Genomic DNA, 19,985 nt, shown 5'->3' with positions numbered 1-19,985 from the left:
GAGGGAAGCCCTCCGTTTAGATTGACAGCAAGTAAAAAAGGGTTACAGACATTCGTCTGTAACCCTTTTTGTCAACAGTCTGAAAACAGAGCTGTTTATTATGGCTCTGTTTTATTTTTTATTGTTATCATCAAGTTATATTGCCGCGTATGGAAACATGTTTGACTAACAAGAATTGATTCTCATCCAAAAAAACGTGTTGAACTGCAATATAGAGGCGGTGTGATTGCACCATGGTATCGAAAAGTGATCGGTGCAATCGATGGGAACCAAGGCAAATCTACGACCTCAAGATTTTTTAGTTGCCAAATCCACCCGTATCGGATAATATCTAAAGTCTAAAGAAGAAGTTTTAGAAAGGGGAATTTCATGGCGGAACATTCATCCATCACTTCTTTATTAATTGTAGTAGTCGTCGCATTTTTGACGCCAATTTTATTGCATCGTTTACGGCTGCAGGCGATCCCGGTTGTTGTGGCGGAAATTATCGCAGGTATTATGATTGGTAAGACAGGGTTTGATATTGTAAAACCTGATATGTGGATTGAAACATTATCGACATTAGGATTTTTGTTTTTAATGTTTTTAAGCGGCTTGGAGATTGACTTTTCCGTGTTTGCGCGCAAACCGAAAGCGAGCAAGAAAGAGAAGGAGCCGAATCCATTTGTCGCCGCGTCGATCATCTTTATGGCGATATTCGTTTTATCGTATGGACTTTCTTATTTGTTTGTTTTAACCGGATTTATGGATAACGCGTTTTTAATGACATTGATTATTTCGACGATTTCTCTCGGCGTCGTTGTTCCAACGTTAAAAGATGCCAATTTAATGAAAACGACGATTGGGCAAACGATTTTGTTAGTCGCGGTCATTGCTGATTTGGTGACGATGATTTTGTTGGCCGTATTTGTATCCATGAATGAGCCAGAACATGGAAGTACATGGCTGATTCTTGGATTGTTTGCATTCGGTGTTCTCTTTTATTTTGTTGGTAAATATTTCAAAAAACGTTCATTTGTTGAAACAATGGCAAAAGGAACAGTACAAATCGGCACACGTGCGGTATTTACGCTCATCATTGTGCTCGTCGCTTTATCGGAAACGTTTGGAGCGGAAAATATTTTAGGAGCGTTTTTAGCAGGCGTGCTCGTTTCGCTATTATCGCCGAATAAAGATTTAGTGCATAAATTAGATTCATTTGGATATGGGTTTTTCATTCCTATCTTTTTCGTGATGGTTGGGGTGAATTTAGACTTACGCGCATTGTTGGCAGAGCCGAAAATTTTAACGCTTCTTCCACTTTTACTGCTTGCGCTCGTTGTTTCGAAACTGATACCTGTTTCAATTTTAAAAATTTGGTATGATACGAAAACAACAGTCGCGTCGGGATTTTTGCTTGTGTCTACGTTGTCGCTTGTCATCGCGGCAGCAACGATCGCAGAGCGTATTAACGTTATCGACGAGAATATGAAAGGCGCGCTGATTTTAGTGGCTGTTATATCCAGTATCGTTTCACCTATTGTCTTCAAAAAGCTGTATGCAAAGCCGGATGATAATGAGGAAAAAATAAACATTTCGTTTGTTGGCACCAACCAATTTACGCTGTCAGTCGCAAAGGTATTAAACAAACAGCGCTACGATGTAACGCTATATCATATTCGGCAAGAAAAAATAGAGCTGCCTGTTTCCGATCACGTTTTTCCGATTGTCGATATCGAAGACTATTCGCTAGAAACGCTTGAAAAACACGGAGCGTTTACGGCGGATATTTTAGTTGCGCTGACAGGAAACGAAGAGATTAACGCAAGTGTCGCATTAGCCGCGAAAGAACGTGGAATCGAGCGGGTGATTGCTTTGGCGGAAACACCGAAGCAGGTCGAACGGCTGAAAGCAGAAGGAATCGAAATCATGTCCGCCTTATTATCGACAACGGCGATGCTGCAAGCGTTCATCGAATCACCAAGAGTGGCGCGGATGTTTATAAACAAGGATGCGACATTGCATGAAATTACGATGAATAACAATGAATATGATGGAATCCCGCTTCGCCGCTTTCCGTTTATGGGAGATTGCATTATCGTACGGATCTTCCGTGAAAATGAATCGATTGTCCCACATGGGGATACAAAGCTGCATAAGGGAGATCGCCTAATTGTCACCGGATCCAATGAGTATGTTGCCGAGCTTAGGGAGCTGTTGGAATAGTAGCGCATCTGTTACGAGAGATCGACTGACAATGAGATATAGAAAATGAATACAATGTTCCTCGCTTAGCCAATATGGTGGAGCGGGGATTTATTTGCAGGTTGAATTTTTACTATTCTTAAAATATAATAAGGCGGGAAGAGGAATGGAACTACAGCTAGAACCGCGCAGACGGACGTGGAAATGGCGGCTTTCGGCACTGATAAAAAGTTTTGAATGTATCCGGTGAATATGCGGAGAAAGTATTGGCATTTTTGCAGCAATTGCGGAAGGAGAACGACAATGAAGCGAGTTGATGTGGTGTATGTGCTTCTATACGATGAAGTGGAACAAAAGGTATTAATGGTGTACAACAAACGAGGAACATGGTCGCTTCCTGGCGGGGGAGTGGAGAAAGGAGAAACGTTGCGGGAAGCGGCGATTCGCGAGGTAAAAGAGGAAACGGGATATGACGTGGATGTTCATGATATCATTGCCCTTAATGAAGCGTTTATGGACGGTAATCATGTCTTTTTTATTACGTTTCGTGGAACGATTGTTCATGCGCCTGTGGTAATAAGTAAGGATGAAAACATCATAGACGTTCAATGGGTGGACATCGAAACAGCAGAACAACGGATGCCGTATCATCCAAATGGGATTCGCGCTTTTCTCCGACCGACAAGCGGTGCACAATATACGATTCAACAGTAAGTAAAATAAGTTCAATAAAACTTTTTCTTGACATGAAAAATATATGGATGATTATAATAGTGAATAAATTATGCCGTTCATTGATAGATAGCCAAATTGCTAGAATGACAGTGCAGTTTGGTTATAGCCGATCGGGATGTTTCACTAAAAATAGTGGGCATGCCGTTTTTTTATGGAAAAGGGGGAACTAAGACATGCCAGTATCAAAAGGAGAAATGGAAGATCAAATTAGCCGCGCGCTTACGCAATGGGAAAAAGAATATTTAGGACGGGGGTCCGTTGCTGTTAAGACCGATATCGTTCGTAACATTATTCTCATTCAATTAAAAGGAATTTTAACGCCGGCGGAAAAAAACTTAGCAAGCACGAAGGATGGATTATTGTCAATCAAGCGCATTCGCGCGGATTTAATTGAATCGGGCAGCGACCAGCTAAAAAAAATGATTTCAGAAATTACCGGAAAAGACATCATTAGCATGCACACCGACATCAGCACCCGTACCGGGGAGCGAGTGATTGTTTTTTTATTAAACGAGAATTTAGAGGAAGAGCTGCGGAAATAATGAAGCCTAAGGTGAACCGAAGATGTTTTCGGACAGCGAAAAACATCTTCGGTTTATGTTTATTAAGGCGCGAACGGAAAAAACAGAAAAAAAACGAAAAACAGCGAAAAATAAGCAGCAGCAAGATAAACAATTGTAAAGAAGACAGCGAGAACGAAAGGAAGCCATCGCTTATTGGCAGGCATCGTCTTTATTTTCTGGATAACGCGGAACAATATAAGCAAAAGCAGTAAAAGGACGAATACGATATACCATGGTATGGCCCATTTCCCGAGAGGAATGGAGCCGTCAGCGTTGTACCATTCCATGCGGCTAAGACGGAAAAATCCTGTTTGATAGCGGATCCATAACGAACCAATGATAAAAGTAGCGATGAGAAGGGAAAAAGCGCCGCCGATCCGTCGTTTTTGCGCCGGCGTCGCCCCTTTTAGCAGCCAAAATACTCCGCCTAAGTAACCAAGTGCAATCAGTTCCATCTATGATTCTCCTTTGAAATAAAATACGGTGCGCAACGAGGCATGACGGGTTTTACGCATATAACCCCTTTTTGTATTATACTTCTATGTATATGGAACAAATTCCTTTTTTATCCGTTTACTAGATTGGAGGTGGTTTCCATGTGCGGACGTTTTTCGTTAACGGCTGATATCGCACAGTTGCAAGCATTGTTCGGTTTTGTTTATGCTGGAACGATCCCGCTCCGCTTCAACATTGCTCCAAGCCAACAGGTGCTAACCGTTGTGGAAGAGGATGGAATGCGAATTGGGAAGATGATGAAGTGGGGGCTCGTGCCGTCTTGGGCGAACGATCCGAAAATCGGCTGGAAGATGATCAACGCCAGGGCGGAAACCGTCGATGAAAAAGCGAGCTTTCGCCGTGCGCTCAGGCGGCGTCGCTGTTTGATTTTAGCGGACGGATTTTATGAATGGAAAAAAGAAGGAGAGAAAAAAATTCCATATCGCTTTACATTGCAAAACGAGCAGCCATTTGCGTTTGCAGGTTTGTGGGAAACATGGGACAAACATGGTGAAACGCTGTATACGTGTACGATTATTACAACAAAAGCGAACGAATTGGTAGGTACGATTCATGATCGCATGCCCGTGATTTTACCGCAAGAGTGGCATGACGCATGGCTAGACACGAAGTTAGAGGATACTGATTATATCAAATCACTATTGCAGCCGTATCCTGCCGAAGAGATGAAAATGTATGAAGTGTCAACGATCGTTAATTCTCCGAAAAACGATGTCGCTGATTGCATAAAGCCAGTAAATGGGGGAGAAACATGAATCCGATTGTATTGTTTGATGACATTTGCTCGCTGTGCAATGCAAGCGTGCAGTTTATTATCGTGCGTGATCCACATGCCGTATTTCGCTTTGCTTCTTTGCAAAGTGAAACAGGAGCGGCGCTGCGGGAAAAGTTTGGTGTTCCCGAGATGGACAGTCTCGTGTTGCTCGAAGATGGCCGCTATTATATGAAATCAAGTGCCGCTCTCCGCATTTGCCGGCGGCTTGCCGGCGTTTGGAAACTGTTTTATATATTTTGGCTTGTTCCGAAGCCGCTGCGCGATTATGTATATGATTTTGTCGCCAAGCATCGGTATGAATGGTTCGGAAAGCGCGATCATTGCCTGATGCCCACTCCCGACATCCGCGCGCGGTTTCTCGATGATGGTTGATGACAAGCGCGATTGTTGAATGACGCATTTGTAAGAGAATTAGCTTGGCACAAACAGACACAATAAAATAGGACTGCCCTCTCTCTTTTTTTGCAAAAAATGTTGACAATCGAGGGAAAATCCTCATATTATAAGAGCAAATAGTGTAAAATTACACTAAAAGGGAAATTTTATATAAAAGGGATGGTGGTTTTGAAGTACGGATGGTGGATTTGGGGGTTCAGCCTTCCTGTCTTTTTAGTGACGTATGTGTATTCATTCTTTCTTGCCAGCAAAATTGCCTATGAATCCCAGGCGGCTTGCCGGAAAAAGTTTATTTTTACTCCGAAAGATGTGGAATATTGCAGCGATATTTACCCCATCGATGTTTTTCTCATCTCGTTAAAGACATGCCCGCTTTCCTACCTTTGTATTGCATCAGGAATGTTCTTCATTCTGCATCCACTGTATCAGCTTTATAAAAAAAGCTTTCATATAAAACGGTATATTTGGCACTGTCATGGATCCCTGTCCCATTTCTCTTTCATTTTTTCGACTATAATCAATATATTTCGATGCGTTCGTCTGCATCTCCTGTGATTGTATTATGTGTCGCTATTATCATTGTAGGAGGCCTATCCACACAAGCGAACTGGAAAACGTTTTTCCTGATGAACGGAATCGCTGCGGTTTTGACATTGTGCCTTGCGTCGCTTGCGATCCCAAATGCGAAACAGCCGCTAATCTGAAAATCTATTTTCATCGCGTTTTAGGAAAGTCCTAATCAAGAAAAGAGAGAAGGAAATTGCGTCTCCTCTCTCTTATGTGGTAATCGTGGGAATTACTCGAGCTGCTTTTGAGCATAGCCAATAAGTGGAAAGCTTAATAGCAATAAAGCCACGATAAATGTGATGACGCCAAGCCAATGAAAATGGGTCCAAAAATAGCCGCCGGCTGTGCCAGCGAGGCTGGAGCCTAAATAATAGAATAAGAGATAAAGAGAAGAGGCTTGCGCTTTATTCACGTTTGCACGCTCGCCAATCCAGGCGCTCGCGATGGAATGGCAGCCGAAAAAGCCAAAGGTAAATAACGAAAGCCCGATGATGTTGACAACAATAGACGGAACGAGTGTAACGACCGCACCGAGCACGGTCAATGCCACCGAAATGCTTAACACCAGCGCATGGCCGTGTAAATCGGCTTTTCTTCCCATATAAACCGAACTGAAACTGCCAAATATGTATACGATAAAAAGGAACCCGAGAACGGACTGGCTGAACGAATATGGCGGTTCGCTCAATAAAAAGCCGATATAGTTATACAGCGTCACAAATCCGCCCATAAATAAAAAGCCAAGTGCAATGAGAGCCATTAGCGGTTTATTGCGCAAATGAACGGCATACGCCTGCAGTGCGGTTTTGCCATTGAGCGGTTTTTTTATTGAATGTCGAGGCGTTGGGAGAATGAAAGCAAAAATCATGCTTAATAGAAGAGAAATTGCTCCAATGGAAAATAGCGCCGTCCGCCACGAAAACAAATCGGTCAGCACGCCTGTTACAATACGTCCAGCCATACCGCCGATGCTCGTTCCACTAATATAGAGACCCATCACTTTTCCAATCCCAGCCGGATGAAATTCCTCAGCGACGTAAGCCATGGCCAGTGACGGGATGCCCGCGGCCGTCATGCCAAGAAACGTGCGTGCAAGGACAAGGGAAAGAAAATTAGGGCTAAACGCCATGGCCATCGCTAATATCGATGTCAACAGCATGGACATCATCATCACATTCTTTTTGCCGATGCGGTCGGATAAACTGGCCGCTATGAGCATCATTACCGCCAACGTTCTGGTAGACGCGGAAACCGTTAAGCTGGCGGACGCCGCAGAAACATGAAACTCTTTTGAGAAAATCGGCAACAGCGGCTGCGTCGTGTATAAAATCGCAAAGGTGACAAATCCCCCGAAAAATAGTGCCAAACTTGCTTTTATGTATTCGGCGCTGCCTTTTTGGATGTACGTCAATGTTCTCGCCTCTTTTGTTTCGTGTATTGCTATATTTTTACTATAACTCTTTTATATAATATAAGGAAGATATTCTGAAATGCCAAAGAGATAGAGGATTTAAAATTGCGAAAACAAACACGCCGCAATCAGACGGTATGTTTGCATCATTGTTGCGGTTTTCTTTCCGGCATCTATGAAAACATTTTTACAGGTGTTTTTCTCTTTCATGGAGAACAAGTTAATAAATACATATTTATAGATGAGGTGAGCATGATGCATATCGTTACAGCCGCAGAAATGTATGAAATCGACCGTAATACAATTGAACAGATCGGCATCAGCGCCGATTCTTTAATGGAAAACGCCGGGCAGGCGCTGTTTCATGTGCTGCGCGAACGCATTCCGCATTCGGCGCTTGTGGCGGTGCTAGCGGGAACAGGCAACAACGGCGGTGACGGATTTGTTGTTGCAAGAATGTTGAAAAGCTGCGGATATGACGTGGATTTATGGCTTATTCCGCCGAAAGAAAAGATCAAAGGTGCAGCAAAGACAGCGCTAACTACTTATGAGCGTTCGGGATATGACATCAAAGAATATATCGGAAATGAACAATACTTTGCCGAACAGGTTCGTCATTATGATGTAATCATTGATGCGCTTCTTGGGATCGGCATTCAGGGGGCCGTCCGTTCTCCGTACAAAGAGATTATCGAACTTGTCAATCGTTCTAACGCAATCGTCTATGCCGTTGATATTCCGAGTGGAACTCCAGCGGACGGAGGAGAGGTCGAAACTGCCGTTCGCGCTGATGTCACGATTACGATTCAATGTCCAAAACTAGGGGCGTATACGTTCCCTACAGCAGACTATTACGGCGAACTGCTCCTTGTCGATATCGGCATTCCACCGATTGCCGTGAAGCGGAATGCTGCTCCTCGCTTCGTCTGGAAAGAGGACGATGTCATACGGACATTGCCAAAACGAAACCGGTCGTCCCATAAAGGAACGCATGGAAAGTTGTTGGTTGTTGGCGGTTCTCGCTCGATGACAGGTGCGATTACGTTAACGGCAAAAGCCGCACTGCGAAGCGGTGCGGGATTATTGACAATGGCGGTGCCGGATGACATTTATTCCGTTGTCGCCAATCGCGTTCCGGAAGCGATGTACTATCCGTGCCCGGCGCGAGACGGAGCGTTTTCCGGCGCCATGGATGTATCGGCGCTCGATATCGACGCGATCGCGATTGGCCCGGGGCTTGGCCGTACGGACGGCATTCGCGACCTTGTTTCCTCCATCGTGCAGCAGGAAGTGCCGATTGTTATCGATGCCGACGCCCTCTTTTTCTGGAACGAGTACGCCGCGCTAATTCGTGAACGAAAAGCGGCAACAGTGGTCACCCCGCACCCTGGGGAAATGGCGCGCATGCTTGATCTGTCTATCAATGAAGTCGAAAGCGATCGGTTTGGCGTTTCAAAACGGCTGGCAACCGAGTACGGCATCTACGTCGTGTTGAAAGGGCCTTATACGATTGTCACAGCACCAGACGGTTCGCAATATGTCAATACAACTGGTAATCCTGCCATGGCGAAAGGCGGAAGCGGCGACGTGCTGACAGGAATGATTGCCGCGTTTCTCCTGCAGCATCATTCTGCGCAAGAAGCCATTAGCAACGCCGTCTGGGTTCATGGAAAAGCCGCCGATATGCTTGTAGAACGCGGCCATTCACAATGGGACGTGCTTGCTGGCGATTTGATTGAAGCAATTCCAGCGGTGCTTTCGTATGTGCAGGAAAAACAATAGGGGGGGATATGATTGAAGAATTGGAAATGGTGGCTGGACATTGCAATGGTTGGAATCGGCGCTTTTTTGCTTTGGAAAAGCGTGGACCTTGGTGAAGCATACGCCAATCATTGGCTTCGCAAAAGCAGGGGACATGCAGACACGGATACTTATCATATTATCTTATCCGAAGCGATTCGTATGTATCGATGGGCGGGCGCGATTTTATTCGCTATCGGCATATGGTTTCTGCGTAAAGAAGCGATGCGCTAGAGTATAGAAGCGCATCGTTTTTCTTTTTGGGAGTAGTTCAAATCTCCCATACTCGTTTTAGTTCGCTAATTCCGGTACGGATGTCCGCCTCGTTCATTCCTCCAAAGCCTAGCAAAAGATAAGAAGGCGGCGTTCCGCGGTTTCCAAACCAATATTTCGCTGCCGAATAGACGAGAATGCCCGCTTGTTCTGCTTTTTGCACAAGTTCGATGGTGTCCTTGCCTTTTATTTTTACAAGAAGATGAAGCCCCGCTTTGTCGCCGATGATCGTTGCTTGATCACCGAAGTATTCGCGAATCGCTTCGATAAGCGCCTGCCGCTTTTTTGCGTAGATGGTGCGCATGCGGCGGACATGGCGTTCAAAATGGCCTTCACGCATAAAGTGAGCGAGCGCTTTTTGGACGACCGTAGCGACGGTCTGATGGTAATTGGAGCAGCGTTCATGAAACCGCTCTAGCAAATGTTGCGGTAGCACCATATAACTCGTACGGATGGCAGGGGTGAACACTTTTGAAAACGTGCCGATATAAACGACGCGGTCTTCTGTATCGAGCGCTTTTAACGCAGGGATCGGTTTACTCCCGTAGCGGAATTCGCTGTCATAATCGTCTTCGATAATAAATCCGTTTGCTTGCTGCGCCCATTTCAGGAGCTTTTGCCGCTTGCCGATCGGCAGCACCATCCCAAGCGGCAATTGATGCGAAGGGGTGACATAAACGACTTTCGCGTTGGTTGTTTGCAGCTGGTCGATATTCAGACCATCTTCTTCCAGTTCAATTGGGATGACGGAAAAATGGTGGTTTTGAAACATGGTGCGAATGACATTATAACAAGGGTTTTCTAAAGCGACCGCATCGTGCCGAAGGTCAAACAGCTGGCATAAGACGCCAATCAGTTGCGGCGTGCCAGAGCCGATAATAATTTGTTCGGCCGAACAGCGAATGCCGCGCGCGTGATACAAGTAGCGTTGGATTTCTTTGCGCAAGCCGATATCTCCTTGGCGGTCGCCATACCATAATAATTCGCTTCGCTCCGCATCGATCGCCGCGAGAAGACATTTTCGCCATGTTTTCATCGGAAAATGGTCAAGGTCAATATGACCGTAGCGAAAATTGTAGCGAATTGGCGTGCTTTTCGGAGCCTCCGGCAGAACATCGATTTGGGAAACCTGCGGTGCGAGAGGTTCTTCTAGTTCTTGCACAATAAATCCTACGCGAGGTTTGCTTTCGATATATCCTTCGGCAAGAAGCTGCTGGTAGGCGGTTTCGACGGTATTTTTGCTGATGCCTAAGTGTTGGGAAAGCGCGCGAATCGATGGGAGCTTGCTTCCTTTTTGGAGATGACCGTTTGTGATTTCCTCTTTTATGTACATATACAGCTGCATGTAAAGCGGTGTGCCGTTTGTTGGATCGAGAATGGGCTGCAATTCCACTGCGTTTTCCTCCTCTGACCCTTCTTTTTTATTTAATTCTGTCCCTGTTCATAAGGTCAGTTTTTTTCTATGATTCCATTATAAACTAGGAAGGGGGAAAATAGATGAGAAGGGATATGTTGGAATGCAAAGATGAACAAAAAATCAACCGGTTTTTGCAGGAAGCGTTGACCGGATTTTTAGGTTTGGCAGACGGTGGTGATCCATATGTCGTACCGCTTAATTTCGTATGGTGGAACGGCTGCATCTACGTGCATGGAGCGGAAGAAGGGAGAAAAATCGATATAATCCGGCGCAATCCGCGCGTTTGTTTTACCGTCAGCGAGCATATCGGGACAATGGTGCATCCAGTGCCAGCCAAAACAAGCACTGCTTATATGAGTGTTATGTTGTTTGGCAAAGCCGAGATTGTTTCCGATTTAGACGAAGCGACGCAAGCGCTCGACCAGTTGCTTGGCAAATATGTGCCGGGCTATTTTGACCGACCGCTTTCCGAGAAGCATGTATCATCATACCGCTCATCGGCAGGAAGCGCGACTGTTGTCATCAAAATCGTTCCTGACCTTATTACTGCGAAAGAAAAACCGTTAGAGAAAGAGCGTCAGTTTTATAAAGGACGAACTGTGCGGGATGATATCGGCAGGGTTTTTTGATTACAAATAGATAGAAAATTTCGTTTATTGTTATTATAATGAATATACGTTTCATTTAAAACAAGGGGAAGCATGATAAATAAAATAGTTGCCTTCAGCGGGATATGATCGAACAAGAACGAAAGCGGCAATATACGGTCAGCTAGTCGGCCGCAATGGCGGTGCCGATTTTCAATGTAGTGGCGGGATTCAGTACGCTGGTTCGGGAGCATCGGTTTTCACCGGAAGCGGCCGAAAAGCGAAAGCAGGCCGCCCAGCATTGTTTTTTCAAGGAAGGGATGGCAATGGATTATACGATGTTTCCATTAAGTGAATATGCGGTGACGATTCGTTTTTCGACGAAAGTAGATGAAGCGGTGAATGACTACGTTCATCGTGTCGCCATTTTTTTGGAACAACAGAACAAAGACGGGATTTTTGATATTGTCCCAACGTTTTCATCGGTGACGGTGTATTACGATCCGCTTGTCGTTGGAAGCTGTGAGGAAGTATGCGAGTGGCTGCGAACAGAGCTTGAGCGGGTTGAACAGGTGAAAGCGCCGCCATCACGAACCGTTGTCATTCCCGTCTGTTACGGTGGAGAGTTTGGCCCTGATTTAGAAGAAGTCGCCCGTTTTCACGGGATGACGGAAGACGAGGTCATTGCCATTCATACGCAAGGGCGTTATCGCGTGTATATGATTGGTTTCGCTCCAGGTTTTGCCTATTTGGGCGGACTGTCGCCTAAAATCGCGACACCGCGCCGCGCTACCCCAAGAACGCTTGTGCCAGCCGGATCGGTCGGCATCGCCGGCAGCCAGACAGGGATTTATCCGCTGGCGACTCCGGGCGGATGGCAAATTATCGGAAGAACGCCGCTCGCTTTATTCCGGCCGTATGATCCGGAACCAAGCTTGCTTCGTGCGGGAGATATCGTACAATTTCGTCCAATTACCGAAACAGTATAGGATGTGGGAGAATGAGCACGATTCAAGTAATACATAGCGGATTTTTCACAACCGTGCAGGACGGAGGACGCTTCGGATATCAAAAAGCCGGTGTATCCGTTGGAGGAGTGATGGATTCGTTTGCGAGCCGGATTGCGAATTTGCTTGTCGAAAATGACGCGAATGAGGCGACATTAGAAATTACGATGAACGGCCCGACGCTTCGCTTTGAAACGGATGCGCTCGTTGCGATTTGCGGCGGCGCGTTTCGCTGTGCATTAAACGGCAAACCAATATCGATGTGGAAGCCGTTTGTCATCCGATGCGGTGATGTGTTATCGATCGGGGCGTGTCAAAACGGCTATCGTGCATATATCGCGTTTGCGGGCGGGCTTAACATTCCGATTGTGATGAACAGCCGTTCTACCCATGTACAAGCGCACATCGGCGGTTTTCATGGAAGAGCGCTGCAGCCGGGGGATGTATTGTCCCTGCGATCCAAGACGATAACGATTCCAAAAAATCCTATTCGTTGGGGGATTGCGTTTTCTGCGAGAAATTACATAAAAGGGAAAAGAAAAATGATACGTGTCGTGAAAGGCCCGGAATATAACATGTTTACCGAGCAAAGCCTAGAGCGATTTTTTTCTTCCGCGTATGAAGTGACGACGCAATCAGACCGCATGGGCTATCGCTTGCAAGGGCAAGCTCTTGAGTGCAAGACGAATCAAGAAATGATTTCGGAAGCGGTCACGTTTGGAACGGTGCAAGTGCCTGCTTCCGGCCAGCCGATTGTATTGATGGCCGATTGCCAGCCGACAGGAGGGTATCCGCGCATCGCTCAAGTAATTAGCGTAGACCTTCCGATTTTAGCGCAGGCGCGCCCAGGCGATCATATTCAATTTCAAAAAGTATCGTGGCAAGAAGCACAGAGGTTATATATCGAACGAGAGCAAGAAATAAAAAAATGGAAAATGATCATTCGTCAAAAATGGAGGGAAATCGGCTATGCGCGTTGATTTGAATTGCGATTTTGGCGAAAGCTTTGGAATATATCGCCTCGGCGAGGAAAAAGAGATTTTGCAGTATGTCACATCGGTCAATGTCGCTTGCGGCTTTCATGCCGGAGATCCGCTTGTGATGCGGAAAACGGTGCAGATGGCATTAGAGCAAAAAGTCGCGATCGGCGCGCATCCGGGGTTTCCGGACTTGCTTGGATTCGGCCGGCGCAACATGGCGGTAACTCCAGAAGAAGTGTATGCGTATGTTGTTTATCAAATTGGGGCGCTCGCTGCGTTTGTGAAAGCGGAAGGAGGGAAGATGGCACACGTCAAGCCGCACGGCGCCCTTTATAACATGGCGGCGAAAGACACGGCGCTGGCCGAGGCGATCGCCAAAGCGGTGTACGATGTCGATCCAACCTTAATTCTGTACGGACTTGCCGGAAGCGAGCTGATTCGCGCCGGAAAGAAAATCGGCTTGCGGACGGCAAGTGAGGTATTTGCCGATCGAACGTACCAACAAGATGGTTCATTGACACCAAGAAGCGACCCGCGCGCGTTGATTGTCGATGAACAGGAAGCGGTTCTTCAGGTGCTTGCCATGGTGAAAGAAAAACGCGTCCGCTCTTTGCAAGGCATCGACGTTCCCATTGAAGCGGAGACGATTTGCATTCACGGGGACGGAAAAAAAGCGGTGCTGTTTGCGAAGCGGTTATATGAGGCGCTGCAGAAGGAAGGCGTGGATGTTTGTTCTATAAAATGACATTTTTTAGCGTAAATCTTTTATGAATTGCATTGTTCAATAATTCCACAGCGAGATACACCGCCACCGCCCATATAATGAGAGCGGAAAGTTGATTGATGCGTTTCATCAGCGTTCCTTTTTGATCAATCTGGCCAATCGTTTTTCCGGCAATGGCAAGAAAGAAAAACTACAGCCAGGAAACAGAAATGCAGGCACCGGTAAAAGTAACTTTTTCGGCCCCGTCATAATTCAATGAATTGGTGCCAATCATCCCGATGGTGTCCAATATCGCGTGAGGATTTAGCAATGAAACAGAAAGGGCAAACAGTATTTGTTTTTTCGGCGGCATCGACCCTTGATCGTTCGCAGAAGACGGCTGGCTCTTCCAAACCTCCATCCCATATATAATAGAAACCCGTGGTGCTAGATAAACTTGATCAAGCATAAAAATAGCCCTTGTCTGGCGGATCTCCTTAAAATGAAAGTGCGACCTACCATTCGAAAGGAGAATCCCCATGCAAGAGCACTTTCATTTTACTACAGATCGGGCCAAGATTCAAAAGCAATATGCCGCCATTTTCTTTTTTGTCTCCGCTCAACTGTCATTGATTCAGACGCATCTTCAACGCCGCAACCGCCATTTGGTAAAGCAAGAAGATGACGTGATCATAGCGATTCACATTTTGGGGAAGCTGCTTGGCTTTTCTTCCGAACGGGCATGGCATCGCTTTGTCACCGGAAATTTGTTCACAAACGGGCAGTTTCTCGAACGTTCCCGATACAATCGCCGTTGCCGGGCGCTGCGCTGGGCGATGAAATGGATCCGCCATGAACTGGCGAAACGCGGCCAACATCATGCCTATGCTGTGGTCGATAGCTTGCCGTTAGAGTTGTGCCATGCTGCGAGAATGCATCGTGTCAAACGGTTTCAAGGGATCGCCGACATCGGGTATTGCGCTTCAAAAAAGCAATGGTACTACGGGTTGAAACTGCACCTTCAAGTGACCGATCAAGGTTTTGCCAATGGGATATGTGGTGACGGAAGCATCCTGCCACGATCGAATCGCAGCCGAAAGCGTGATGACCCAAATTCCTCATCCCTATAACCTCGGGGACAAAGGGTTCATTAGCCGTGACTTGCAAAAAAGGCTGTACGAAGAATACCAAATGGCGCTTTGGACTCCGTCTCGAAAAAACCAGAAACATCGCCCGTCCGAGGCATGGGAGAAGTGGATCCAACAAAAACGCAAAGTGATCGAGACGGTGTTCTCGGTTCTGGTTGACCAATATCGGATCACAGAGATTCGAGCGAATTCCATGATCGGATTTGAAGTAGCGCTCGACGGCATATTGTTAGCCTATTCGCTGGTCACACTAGGGCTAGTTGAGTTCTAACGCTCAACTAGCACCACGGGTATTCATAAATAAAAGCAACAAAAAAGGGATTCCTTCATCAGAAATCCCTCTTTTTTACATAAAATTGCACTCTTCTTTTAGTCTTCATTTCCAACTAGATGAATGCTTGAAAAGACTGTCGCAATGGTGACCAGGTATTTCATCCATTATAATTCTTCTGCTTCTTGAACTTCTGCCGTCCACTGTCCACTCTTTTTCATTCTATTGATTCTTATAAGAAAAACAATACCGATCACCCACCAACCGAGAAAAATAGCCCATTCGTAAGGCCAGACAAGCTGTGAAGGCATTCCCGGCATATAAAGAAGAATAAAACCGATTGTAAAAGCAAGAGCGATCCAGCCGACAATTGGAAGTCGTCCCGCTTGAAACGGCCGAGGCATATCAGGTTCTTTTTTCCGTAAGACAATAAAGGCCCAAGCAACCATAAAATATGCAATTGTTATTGTTAACCCACCTGCATCGACAAGCCAGACAAGCATTGGTCTTCCAAGAAACGGGGCAAATGTTGATAAAATTCCAATAAACCAGATTGAATTAGATGGTGTTTTATATTTCGGGTGAATGTAAGCAAACCAACGAGGGAGAACGTTTTCTTTTGCCATCGCATAAAGGATGCGGCTACCACCGATGATAAAGGCATTCCAACTAGTTAAAATCCCAGCAAGCCCCCCGATGATGAGCACCTTCGCAAAGAAAGGATTTCCAAAAGCAGCAGACATTGCATCGGCAGTTGGCAGTGAAGAATTCGCTATTTCATTTAAAGGAAGCACATAGGAGACACCAAAAATGACAGCCACATAAAACAAAACGGCAAGCACAACGGATAAAATAAGGATTCTTCCAATCGATTTAAACGGAATATTCATCTCATCAGCCGCCTGAGGAACGACATCAAAACCGACAAACATAAACGGAGTCATCAGCATCACAGAAAATAATCCAGCCCAACCATCTTTAAAAAATGGCTTTAGAAGCATGGTTTCTCCGTTTGCTAACGAGCCTCCTAAAAGCAACATTCCGACAAGAAAAATAGCGATCGTTAACAACGTCTGAAAGAAAGCAGCTTCTTTAATCCCCCTATGGTTAATGGCTGTAATGAACAATGATCCAACGACTCCGATCAAAACCCAAGATGCATACACATCCCATCCAGCAACTGTCCAAAGATAACCGAATTTAAAGTTTGGAAATAAATATTCAATAACCGTTGGTAACGCCACAGCCTCAAAAGCAACCACGGAAATGTATCCTAGAGCAATACCCCATGCCGCAATGAATGCAGCTTTCGGGCCAAGCGCTCTAAGAACAAAATAAAGACCACCACCGGCTTTCGGAATTGCAGAAGACAGCTCAGCATATGTTAATCCTACGAATGTGACAAGCACTCCGCCAATGAGAAAAGCAATAATCGCTCCGATCGAACCTGCACTTATAATCCATTCTCCTGATAAAACGACCCAGCCCCATCCAATCATAGCACCAAAAGCAAGAAACAACACATCAATTCTTGTCAATACTCGGTTAAACTGTTGGTCTGTTTTTTTCTCCATCTATTCCTCTCCCTTCATTTAATTTTTTATATGTGTTTTCCGAACTTCCCTTAGAAATCTTTATCCTTTGAACGGCTGGGGACGAATGGCAACCGTTTTATACGTTGTAAAAAACTCTACTGCAGCCTGTCCCTGCTCCCGTGTCCCTGAACTGGATTGTTTCATGCCGCCAAATGGGGCTTGCGGTTCAGCACCGCCCGTTTCTCCATTCACTTGAACCATGCCAGCTTCAATTCGATCGACGAAATAAAGAGCTTTGGACAGGTCGTTTGTAAACAGGGATGCGCTCAGTCCATAAATTGTATCGTTTGCCATGGAAATCGCTTCATCCAAGGAAGCGGTTTCAATAATAGACAAAACGGGTCCAAAAATTTCTTCTCTTGCGATGATGGCCGTGTTTGACACATGATCAAACACCGTTGGTTCAATATACCAACCATTTAGGTGCGGGCATGCTTTCCCTCCTGTGATCAGTCGGCCTTCCTGTTTCCCGATTTCGATATAACGAAGAATGGTCTCATATTGATTTTTGGAAACAACTGGTCCCATCGTGACATTCGGATCCATCCCATCTCCAACGCGAATGCGCTGAACTTCTTGAACGACCTTTTCTCTGAATGCTGATATCACTTCTTTTTCCACGAAAACGCGGCTTGTAGCTGTGCAGCGTTGACCGGTCTGCTTCATAGCCCCTTCCACGACAAGACGTGCAGCGAAATCCAGATCCGCATCTTTTAAAACAATAGCGGGATTTTTTCCGCCTAGTTCAAGCTGATATTTCGCCCCGCGCGCTGCAGCCTTTTTCGCAATTTCGCATCCAATCGCATTCGACCCCGTAAACGTGATAGCATCTACTTTCTCGTGCTGCACAAGGGCATCGCCAATTCGGCTTCCTCGACCGATGACGAGATTAACGGTTCCAGGCGGAAATTGGGCTTCTTCGAAAATTTCGACTATGCGAGCGCCCGTTGCACTTGCTTCAAGCGCCGGTTTAAAAACGACCGTATTCCCGTATGCAAGAGCTGGAGCCATTTTCCAAACTGGAATGGCCAATGGAAAATTCCAAGGAGCAATGACAGCTACTACGCCGACAGGCACCCGTTTGCTAAAAAATAGATTAGATGGATCGGAAGAAGGGAGCACTTCTCCCAATTTCCGAAATCCTTCTCCCGCATAATAACGGAGAATCGAAGCACTCCTCTGCACTTCCGCTTTCGTTTCTGCTAAACGTTTGCCCATTTCTTTCGTCGCAATCTCCGCCAGTTCATCCGCATATTTCTCAAACAGATCAGCCGCTCTTTGAAGACATGCGGCTCTCTCAGGTCCAGACGTGAGCGCCCATTTTTGTTTGGCGGCTGCTGCAGCTTCGACAGCGAGATTCACTTCTTTCTCCGAAGAGTTTTGAACAACGGCAACCAGTTCATCGTAATTGGCCGGGTTAAAAAGTTGGATCGGTTCATCCGCTGCTGAAAGCCACCGTCCACCGATAAAATTCTTTGCCTCTCTCACGATCGTCTGCTTCATCGTGACACTCCCCTTTTTTGTACTTCCTCGAAAAGCTCCTCAAGAATCGAAAATCCTCGATCAAGCTGTTCATCTGTCATGACAAGCGGCGGTAAGAAACGAAGAACATTGCTGTAAATGCCGGCGCTGAGGAAAATCGCGCCTCGCTTCCAAGCATTTGCCACGATGTATGCCGTTTCTTCTTTGGCAGGTATTTTTTCGTTGCGATCTTGAACGAGTTCGACCGCACACATCGGCCCAAGACCGCGAACATCGCCAATGATTTCATATTTTTCCTGCATCGCTTTCAAACGAGCTTTCATCTTCTCGCCAAGTTCTTGGCTTTTTTCCACTAGATTTTCTTCTTGAATCACCTCAAGAACCGCAAGAGCTGCCGCGCAGCCGAGAGGGCTTCCGGAAAAAGTGCCGCCAAGCTGCCCGACTTCAGGTGCATCCATCATCTCAGCTTTTCCAATGACTGCACTGATCGGAACTCCTGCTCCCATTGACTTCGACATCGTCACCAGATCGGCCGCCACTCCGAAATGCTCCATCGCAAACATCTTTCCTGTACGGGCAAAACCAGTCTGAATTTCATCTGCAATCATGACAATCCCATACTCATCACAAATATCGCGAATTGCCTTCATAAAACGACGTGATGGAACGATAAATCCCCCTTCTCCTTGCACAGGTTCAACAATGATCGCAGCAACATCTTCAGGAGCTACTTCAGCGATAAAGAAATGACGAAGCCTCTTAATCAATTGGTCATCGACCTCATCAGCAGTCATGCCATCTGAACGGTAATAATAAGGAAAAGGAAGTTTATAAACTTCAGGCGCAAACGGTCCGAATCCTTTTTTGTACGGCATCACTTTGCTCGTCAGTGACATCGTAAGCAGCGTACGTCCGTGATAGCCGCCGGTAAAGGAAAGAACTGCTTGGCGTTCCGTATATTTGCGTGCGATTTTAACAGCGTTTTCCACAGCTTCTGCGCCGCTGTTTAAAAAGATTGCTTTTTTTGGAAAATCCCCTGGCACAAGGGAGTTCAGTTTCTCAGCGAGTTCGACATATGATTCATATGCGGTCACATGAAAGCATGGATGAATAAATGACTCTGCTTGCCGCTTTACGGCCTCCACCACTTTTGGGTGACAATGACCAACGTTCTGAACGCCGATCCCACCGGCAAAATCAATGTACTCCTTTCCATCAACATCGGTAATGATGGCTCCTTTTGCTTCCTTAATAAAAATCCCTGTCACGTGATACGGAGCTCTCGAAACCGCCTTCAATCTTCTTTCCATCCATTTTTCAGATTGTGATGCAGAATACGTATGTGACATTGACATAAAAACTCCCTCCTTAAAAATGATTAAAATAGAAAAAGGCCAGCTTAATCATCGAAAATAATGATTAAACTGGCCGGTATCTATTGTGCCTCTCGCCTGCAGGGCGAGTAGAATAGATTCCACAGTTTTTCTATATATGCTATTTTCAGTTGCTTCTATTGTAAACGAGATATACGGTTATTGTCAAATTATTTTTAATATTTTAATTTTACAAAAAATA

The 19,985-nt window shown here is 45.8% G+C and carries 18 protein-coding genes and 2 pseudogenes; 13 read left to right on the top strand and 7 right to left on the bottom strand.

The genetic code is table 11. The annotated features are described in order from the left end of the window. Positions 1 to 369: 369 nt before the first annotated feature. From B9L23_RS12535 to B9L23_RS12525, 3 genes are all read left to right on the top strand, one after another. Positions 370 to 2,205, top strand: coding sequence for a monovalent cation:proton antiporter family protein (locus B9L23_RS12535; protein WP_062755252.1), 1,836 nt, complete (start codon positions 370 to 372; stop codon positions 2,203 to 2,205). Positions 2,206 to 2,487: 282 nt separating this feature from the next. Then, positions 2,488 to 2,898 carry an NUDIX hydrolase gene (locus B9L23_RS12530; RefSeq protein WP_089097773.1) on the top strand — a complete coding sequence of 137 codons (411 nt, stop codon included), beginning with the start codon at positions 2,488 to 2,490 and terminating at the stop codon, positions 2,896 to 2,898. Between the two features lie 194 nt (positions 2,899 to 3,092). Next, a complete protein-coding gene (locus tag B9L23_RS12525; protein WP_015864126.1) occupies positions 3,093 to 3,461 on the top strand; it encodes a Na-translocating system protein MpsC family protein in 369 nt (122 codons plus the stop codon). A gap of 62 nt (positions 3,462 to 3,523) precedes the next feature. Here B9L23_RS12525 and B9L23_RS12520 read toward each other — a convergent pair whose 3' ends face one another. After that, positions 3,524 to 3,937 (bottom strand): hypothetical protein, encoded by a 414-nt coding sequence (locus B9L23_RS12520; RefSeq protein WP_089097772.1) that lies wholly within the window; start codon positions 3,935 to 3,937, stop codon positions 3,524 to 3,526. A gap of 141 nt (positions 3,938 to 4,078) precedes the next feature. On the opposite strand from B9L23_RS12520, the gene B9L23_RS12515 reads away from it, so the two are divergent. Next, the gene (locus B9L23_RS12515; protein WP_089097771.1) at positions 4,079 to 4,753 is read left to right on the top strand and encodes an SOS response-associated peptidase; all 675 of its coding nucleotides are present in this window, start codon (positions 4,079 to 4,081) and stop codon (positions 4,751 to 4,753) included. Beyond that, positions 4,750 to 5,145, top strand: coding sequence for a thiol-disulfide oxidoreductase DCC family protein (locus B9L23_RS12510; protein WP_089097770.1), 396 nt, complete (start codon positions 4,750 to 4,752; stop codon positions 5,143 to 5,145). The genes B9L23_RS12515 and B9L23_RS12510 overlap by 4 nt, the downstream gene beginning before the upstream one ends. Before the next feature lie 820 nt (positions 5,146 to 5,965). Here B9L23_RS12510 and B9L23_RS12505 read toward each other — a convergent pair. Next, a complete protein-coding gene (locus tag B9L23_RS12505) occupies positions 5,966 to 7,147 on the bottom strand; it encodes an MFS transporter (protein ID WP_089097769.1) in 1,182 nt (393 codons plus the stop codon). Positions 7,148 to 7,402: 255 nt separating this feature from the next. Between B9L23_RS12505 and B9L23_RS12500 the strand changes: the two genes are divergently transcribed. Both B9L23_RS12500 and B9L23_RS12495 read left to right on the top strand, forming a co-directional pair. Next, positions 7,403 to 8,929, top strand: coding sequence for an NAD(P)H-hydrate dehydratase (locus B9L23_RS12500; protein WP_089098324.1), 1,527 nt, complete (start codon positions 7,403 to 7,405; stop codon positions 8,927 to 8,929). A 12-nt stretch (positions 8,930 to 8,941) separates the two neighbouring features. Next, positions 8,942 to 9,181 carry a hypothetical protein gene (locus B9L23_RS12495; RefSeq protein WP_245842411.1) on the top strand — a complete coding sequence of 80 codons (240 nt, stop codon included), beginning with the start codon at positions 8,942 to 8,944 and terminating at the stop codon, positions 9,179 to 9,181. A 37-nt stretch (positions 9,182 to 9,218) separates the two neighbouring features. Here B9L23_RS12495 and pdxR read toward each other — a convergent pair whose 3' ends face one another. Continuing rightward, entirely contained in the window at positions 9,219 to 10,613 is a 1,395-nt protein-coding gene (gene pdxR, locus B9L23_RS12490) for a MocR-like pyridoxine biosynthesis transcription factor PdxR (RefSeq protein WP_089097768.1), read from the bottom strand. Positions 10,614 to 10,717: 104 nt separating this feature from the next. Between pdxR and B9L23_RS12485 the strand changes: the two genes are divergently transcribed. From B9L23_RS12485 to pxpA, 5 genes and pseudogenes are all read left to right on the top strand, one after another. Continuing rightward, positions 10,718 to 11,266, top strand: coding sequence for a pyridoxamine 5'-phosphate oxidase family protein (locus B9L23_RS12485; RefSeq protein WP_089097767.1), 549 nt, complete (start codon positions 10,718 to 10,720; stop codon positions 11,264 to 11,266). A gap of 88 nt (positions 11,267 to 11,354) precedes the next feature. Then, the gene (locus B9L23_RS20520) at positions 11,355 to 11,579 is read left to right on the top strand and encodes a hypothetical protein (protein WP_041269687.1); all 225 of its coding nucleotides are present in this window, start codon (positions 11,355 to 11,357) and stop codon (positions 11,577 to 11,579) included. After that, positions 11,551 to 12,250 (top strand): annotated as a pseudogene (gene pxpB, locus B9L23_RS12475) (5-oxoprolinase subunit PxpB). The gene B9L23_RS20520 and the pseudogene pxpB overlap by 29 nt, the downstream one beginning before the upstream one ends. Next, positions 12,225 to 13,211 carry a 5-oxoprolinase subunit C family protein gene (locus B9L23_RS12470; RefSeq protein WP_089097765.1) on the top strand — a complete coding sequence of 329 codons (987 nt, stop codon included), beginning with the start codon at positions 12,225 to 12,227 and terminating at the stop codon, positions 13,209 to 13,211. The pseudogene pxpB and the gene B9L23_RS12470 overlap by 26 nt, the downstream one beginning before the upstream one ends. Further along, entirely contained in the window at positions 13,201 to 13,956 is a 756-nt protein-coding gene (gene pxpA, locus B9L23_RS12465; protein WP_081188879.1) for a 5-oxoprolinase subunit PxpA, read from the top strand. The genes B9L23_RS12470 and pxpA overlap by 11 nt, the downstream gene beginning before the upstream one ends. Positions 13,957 to 14,125: 169 nt before the next feature. Here pxpA and B9L23_RS21555 read toward each other — a convergent pair whose 3' ends face one another. Then, positions 14,126 to 14,383 carry a LysE/ArgO family amino acid transporter gene (locus tag B9L23_RS21555; protein WP_211278813.1) on the bottom strand — a complete coding sequence of 86 codons (258 nt, stop codon included), beginning with the start codon at positions 14,381 to 14,383 and terminating at the stop codon, positions 14,126 to 14,128. A gap of 70 nt (positions 14,384 to 14,453) precedes the next feature. On the opposite strand from B9L23_RS21555, the pseudogene B9L23_RS12455 reads away from it, so the two are divergent. Further along, positions 14,454 to 15,333: pseudogene (locus tag B9L23_RS12455) on the top strand (IS982 family transposase). Positions 15,334 to 15,500: 167 nt separating this feature from the next. Here the strand turns inward: B9L23_RS12455 and B9L23_RS12450 are convergent. Genes B9L23_RS12450 through gabT form a run of 3 tightly spaced genes read right to left on the bottom strand, consistent with a single transcriptional unit; the run spans position 15,501 to position 19,765 of the window. Continuing rightward, complete coding sequence (locus B9L23_RS12450) at positions 15,501 to 16,907, bottom strand: APC family permease (RefSeq protein WP_089097764.1); 1,407 nt, start codon at positions 16,905 to 16,907, stop codon at positions 15,501 to 15,503. Between the two features lie 60 nt (positions 16,908 to 16,967). Next, the gene (locus tag B9L23_RS12445; RefSeq protein ID WP_089097763.1) at positions 16,968 to 18,431 is read right to left on the bottom strand and encodes an aldehyde dehydrogenase family protein; all 1,464 of its coding nucleotides are present in this window, start codon (positions 18,429 to 18,431) and stop codon (positions 16,968 to 16,970) included. Next, a complete protein-coding gene (gene gabT, locus B9L23_RS12440; RefSeq protein ID WP_187252176.1) occupies positions 18,428 to 19,765 on the bottom strand; it encodes a 4-aminobutyrate--2-oxoglutarate transaminase in 1,338 nt (445 codons plus the stop codon). The genes B9L23_RS12445 and gabT overlap by 4 nt, the downstream gene beginning before the upstream one ends. Between the last annotated feature and the right edge of the window lie 220 nt (positions 19,766 to 19,985).

The sequence above is a fragment of the Parageobacillus galactosidasius genome (genome assembly GCF_002217735.1).
Classification (GTDB): domain Bacteria; phylum Bacillota; class Bacilli; order Bacillales; family Anoxybacillaceae; genus Parageobacillus_B; species Parageobacillus_B toebii.
The sequence above is the reverse complement of the archived record's forward strand: the minus strand, read 5'-3'. Positions and strand labels throughout refer to the sequence as shown.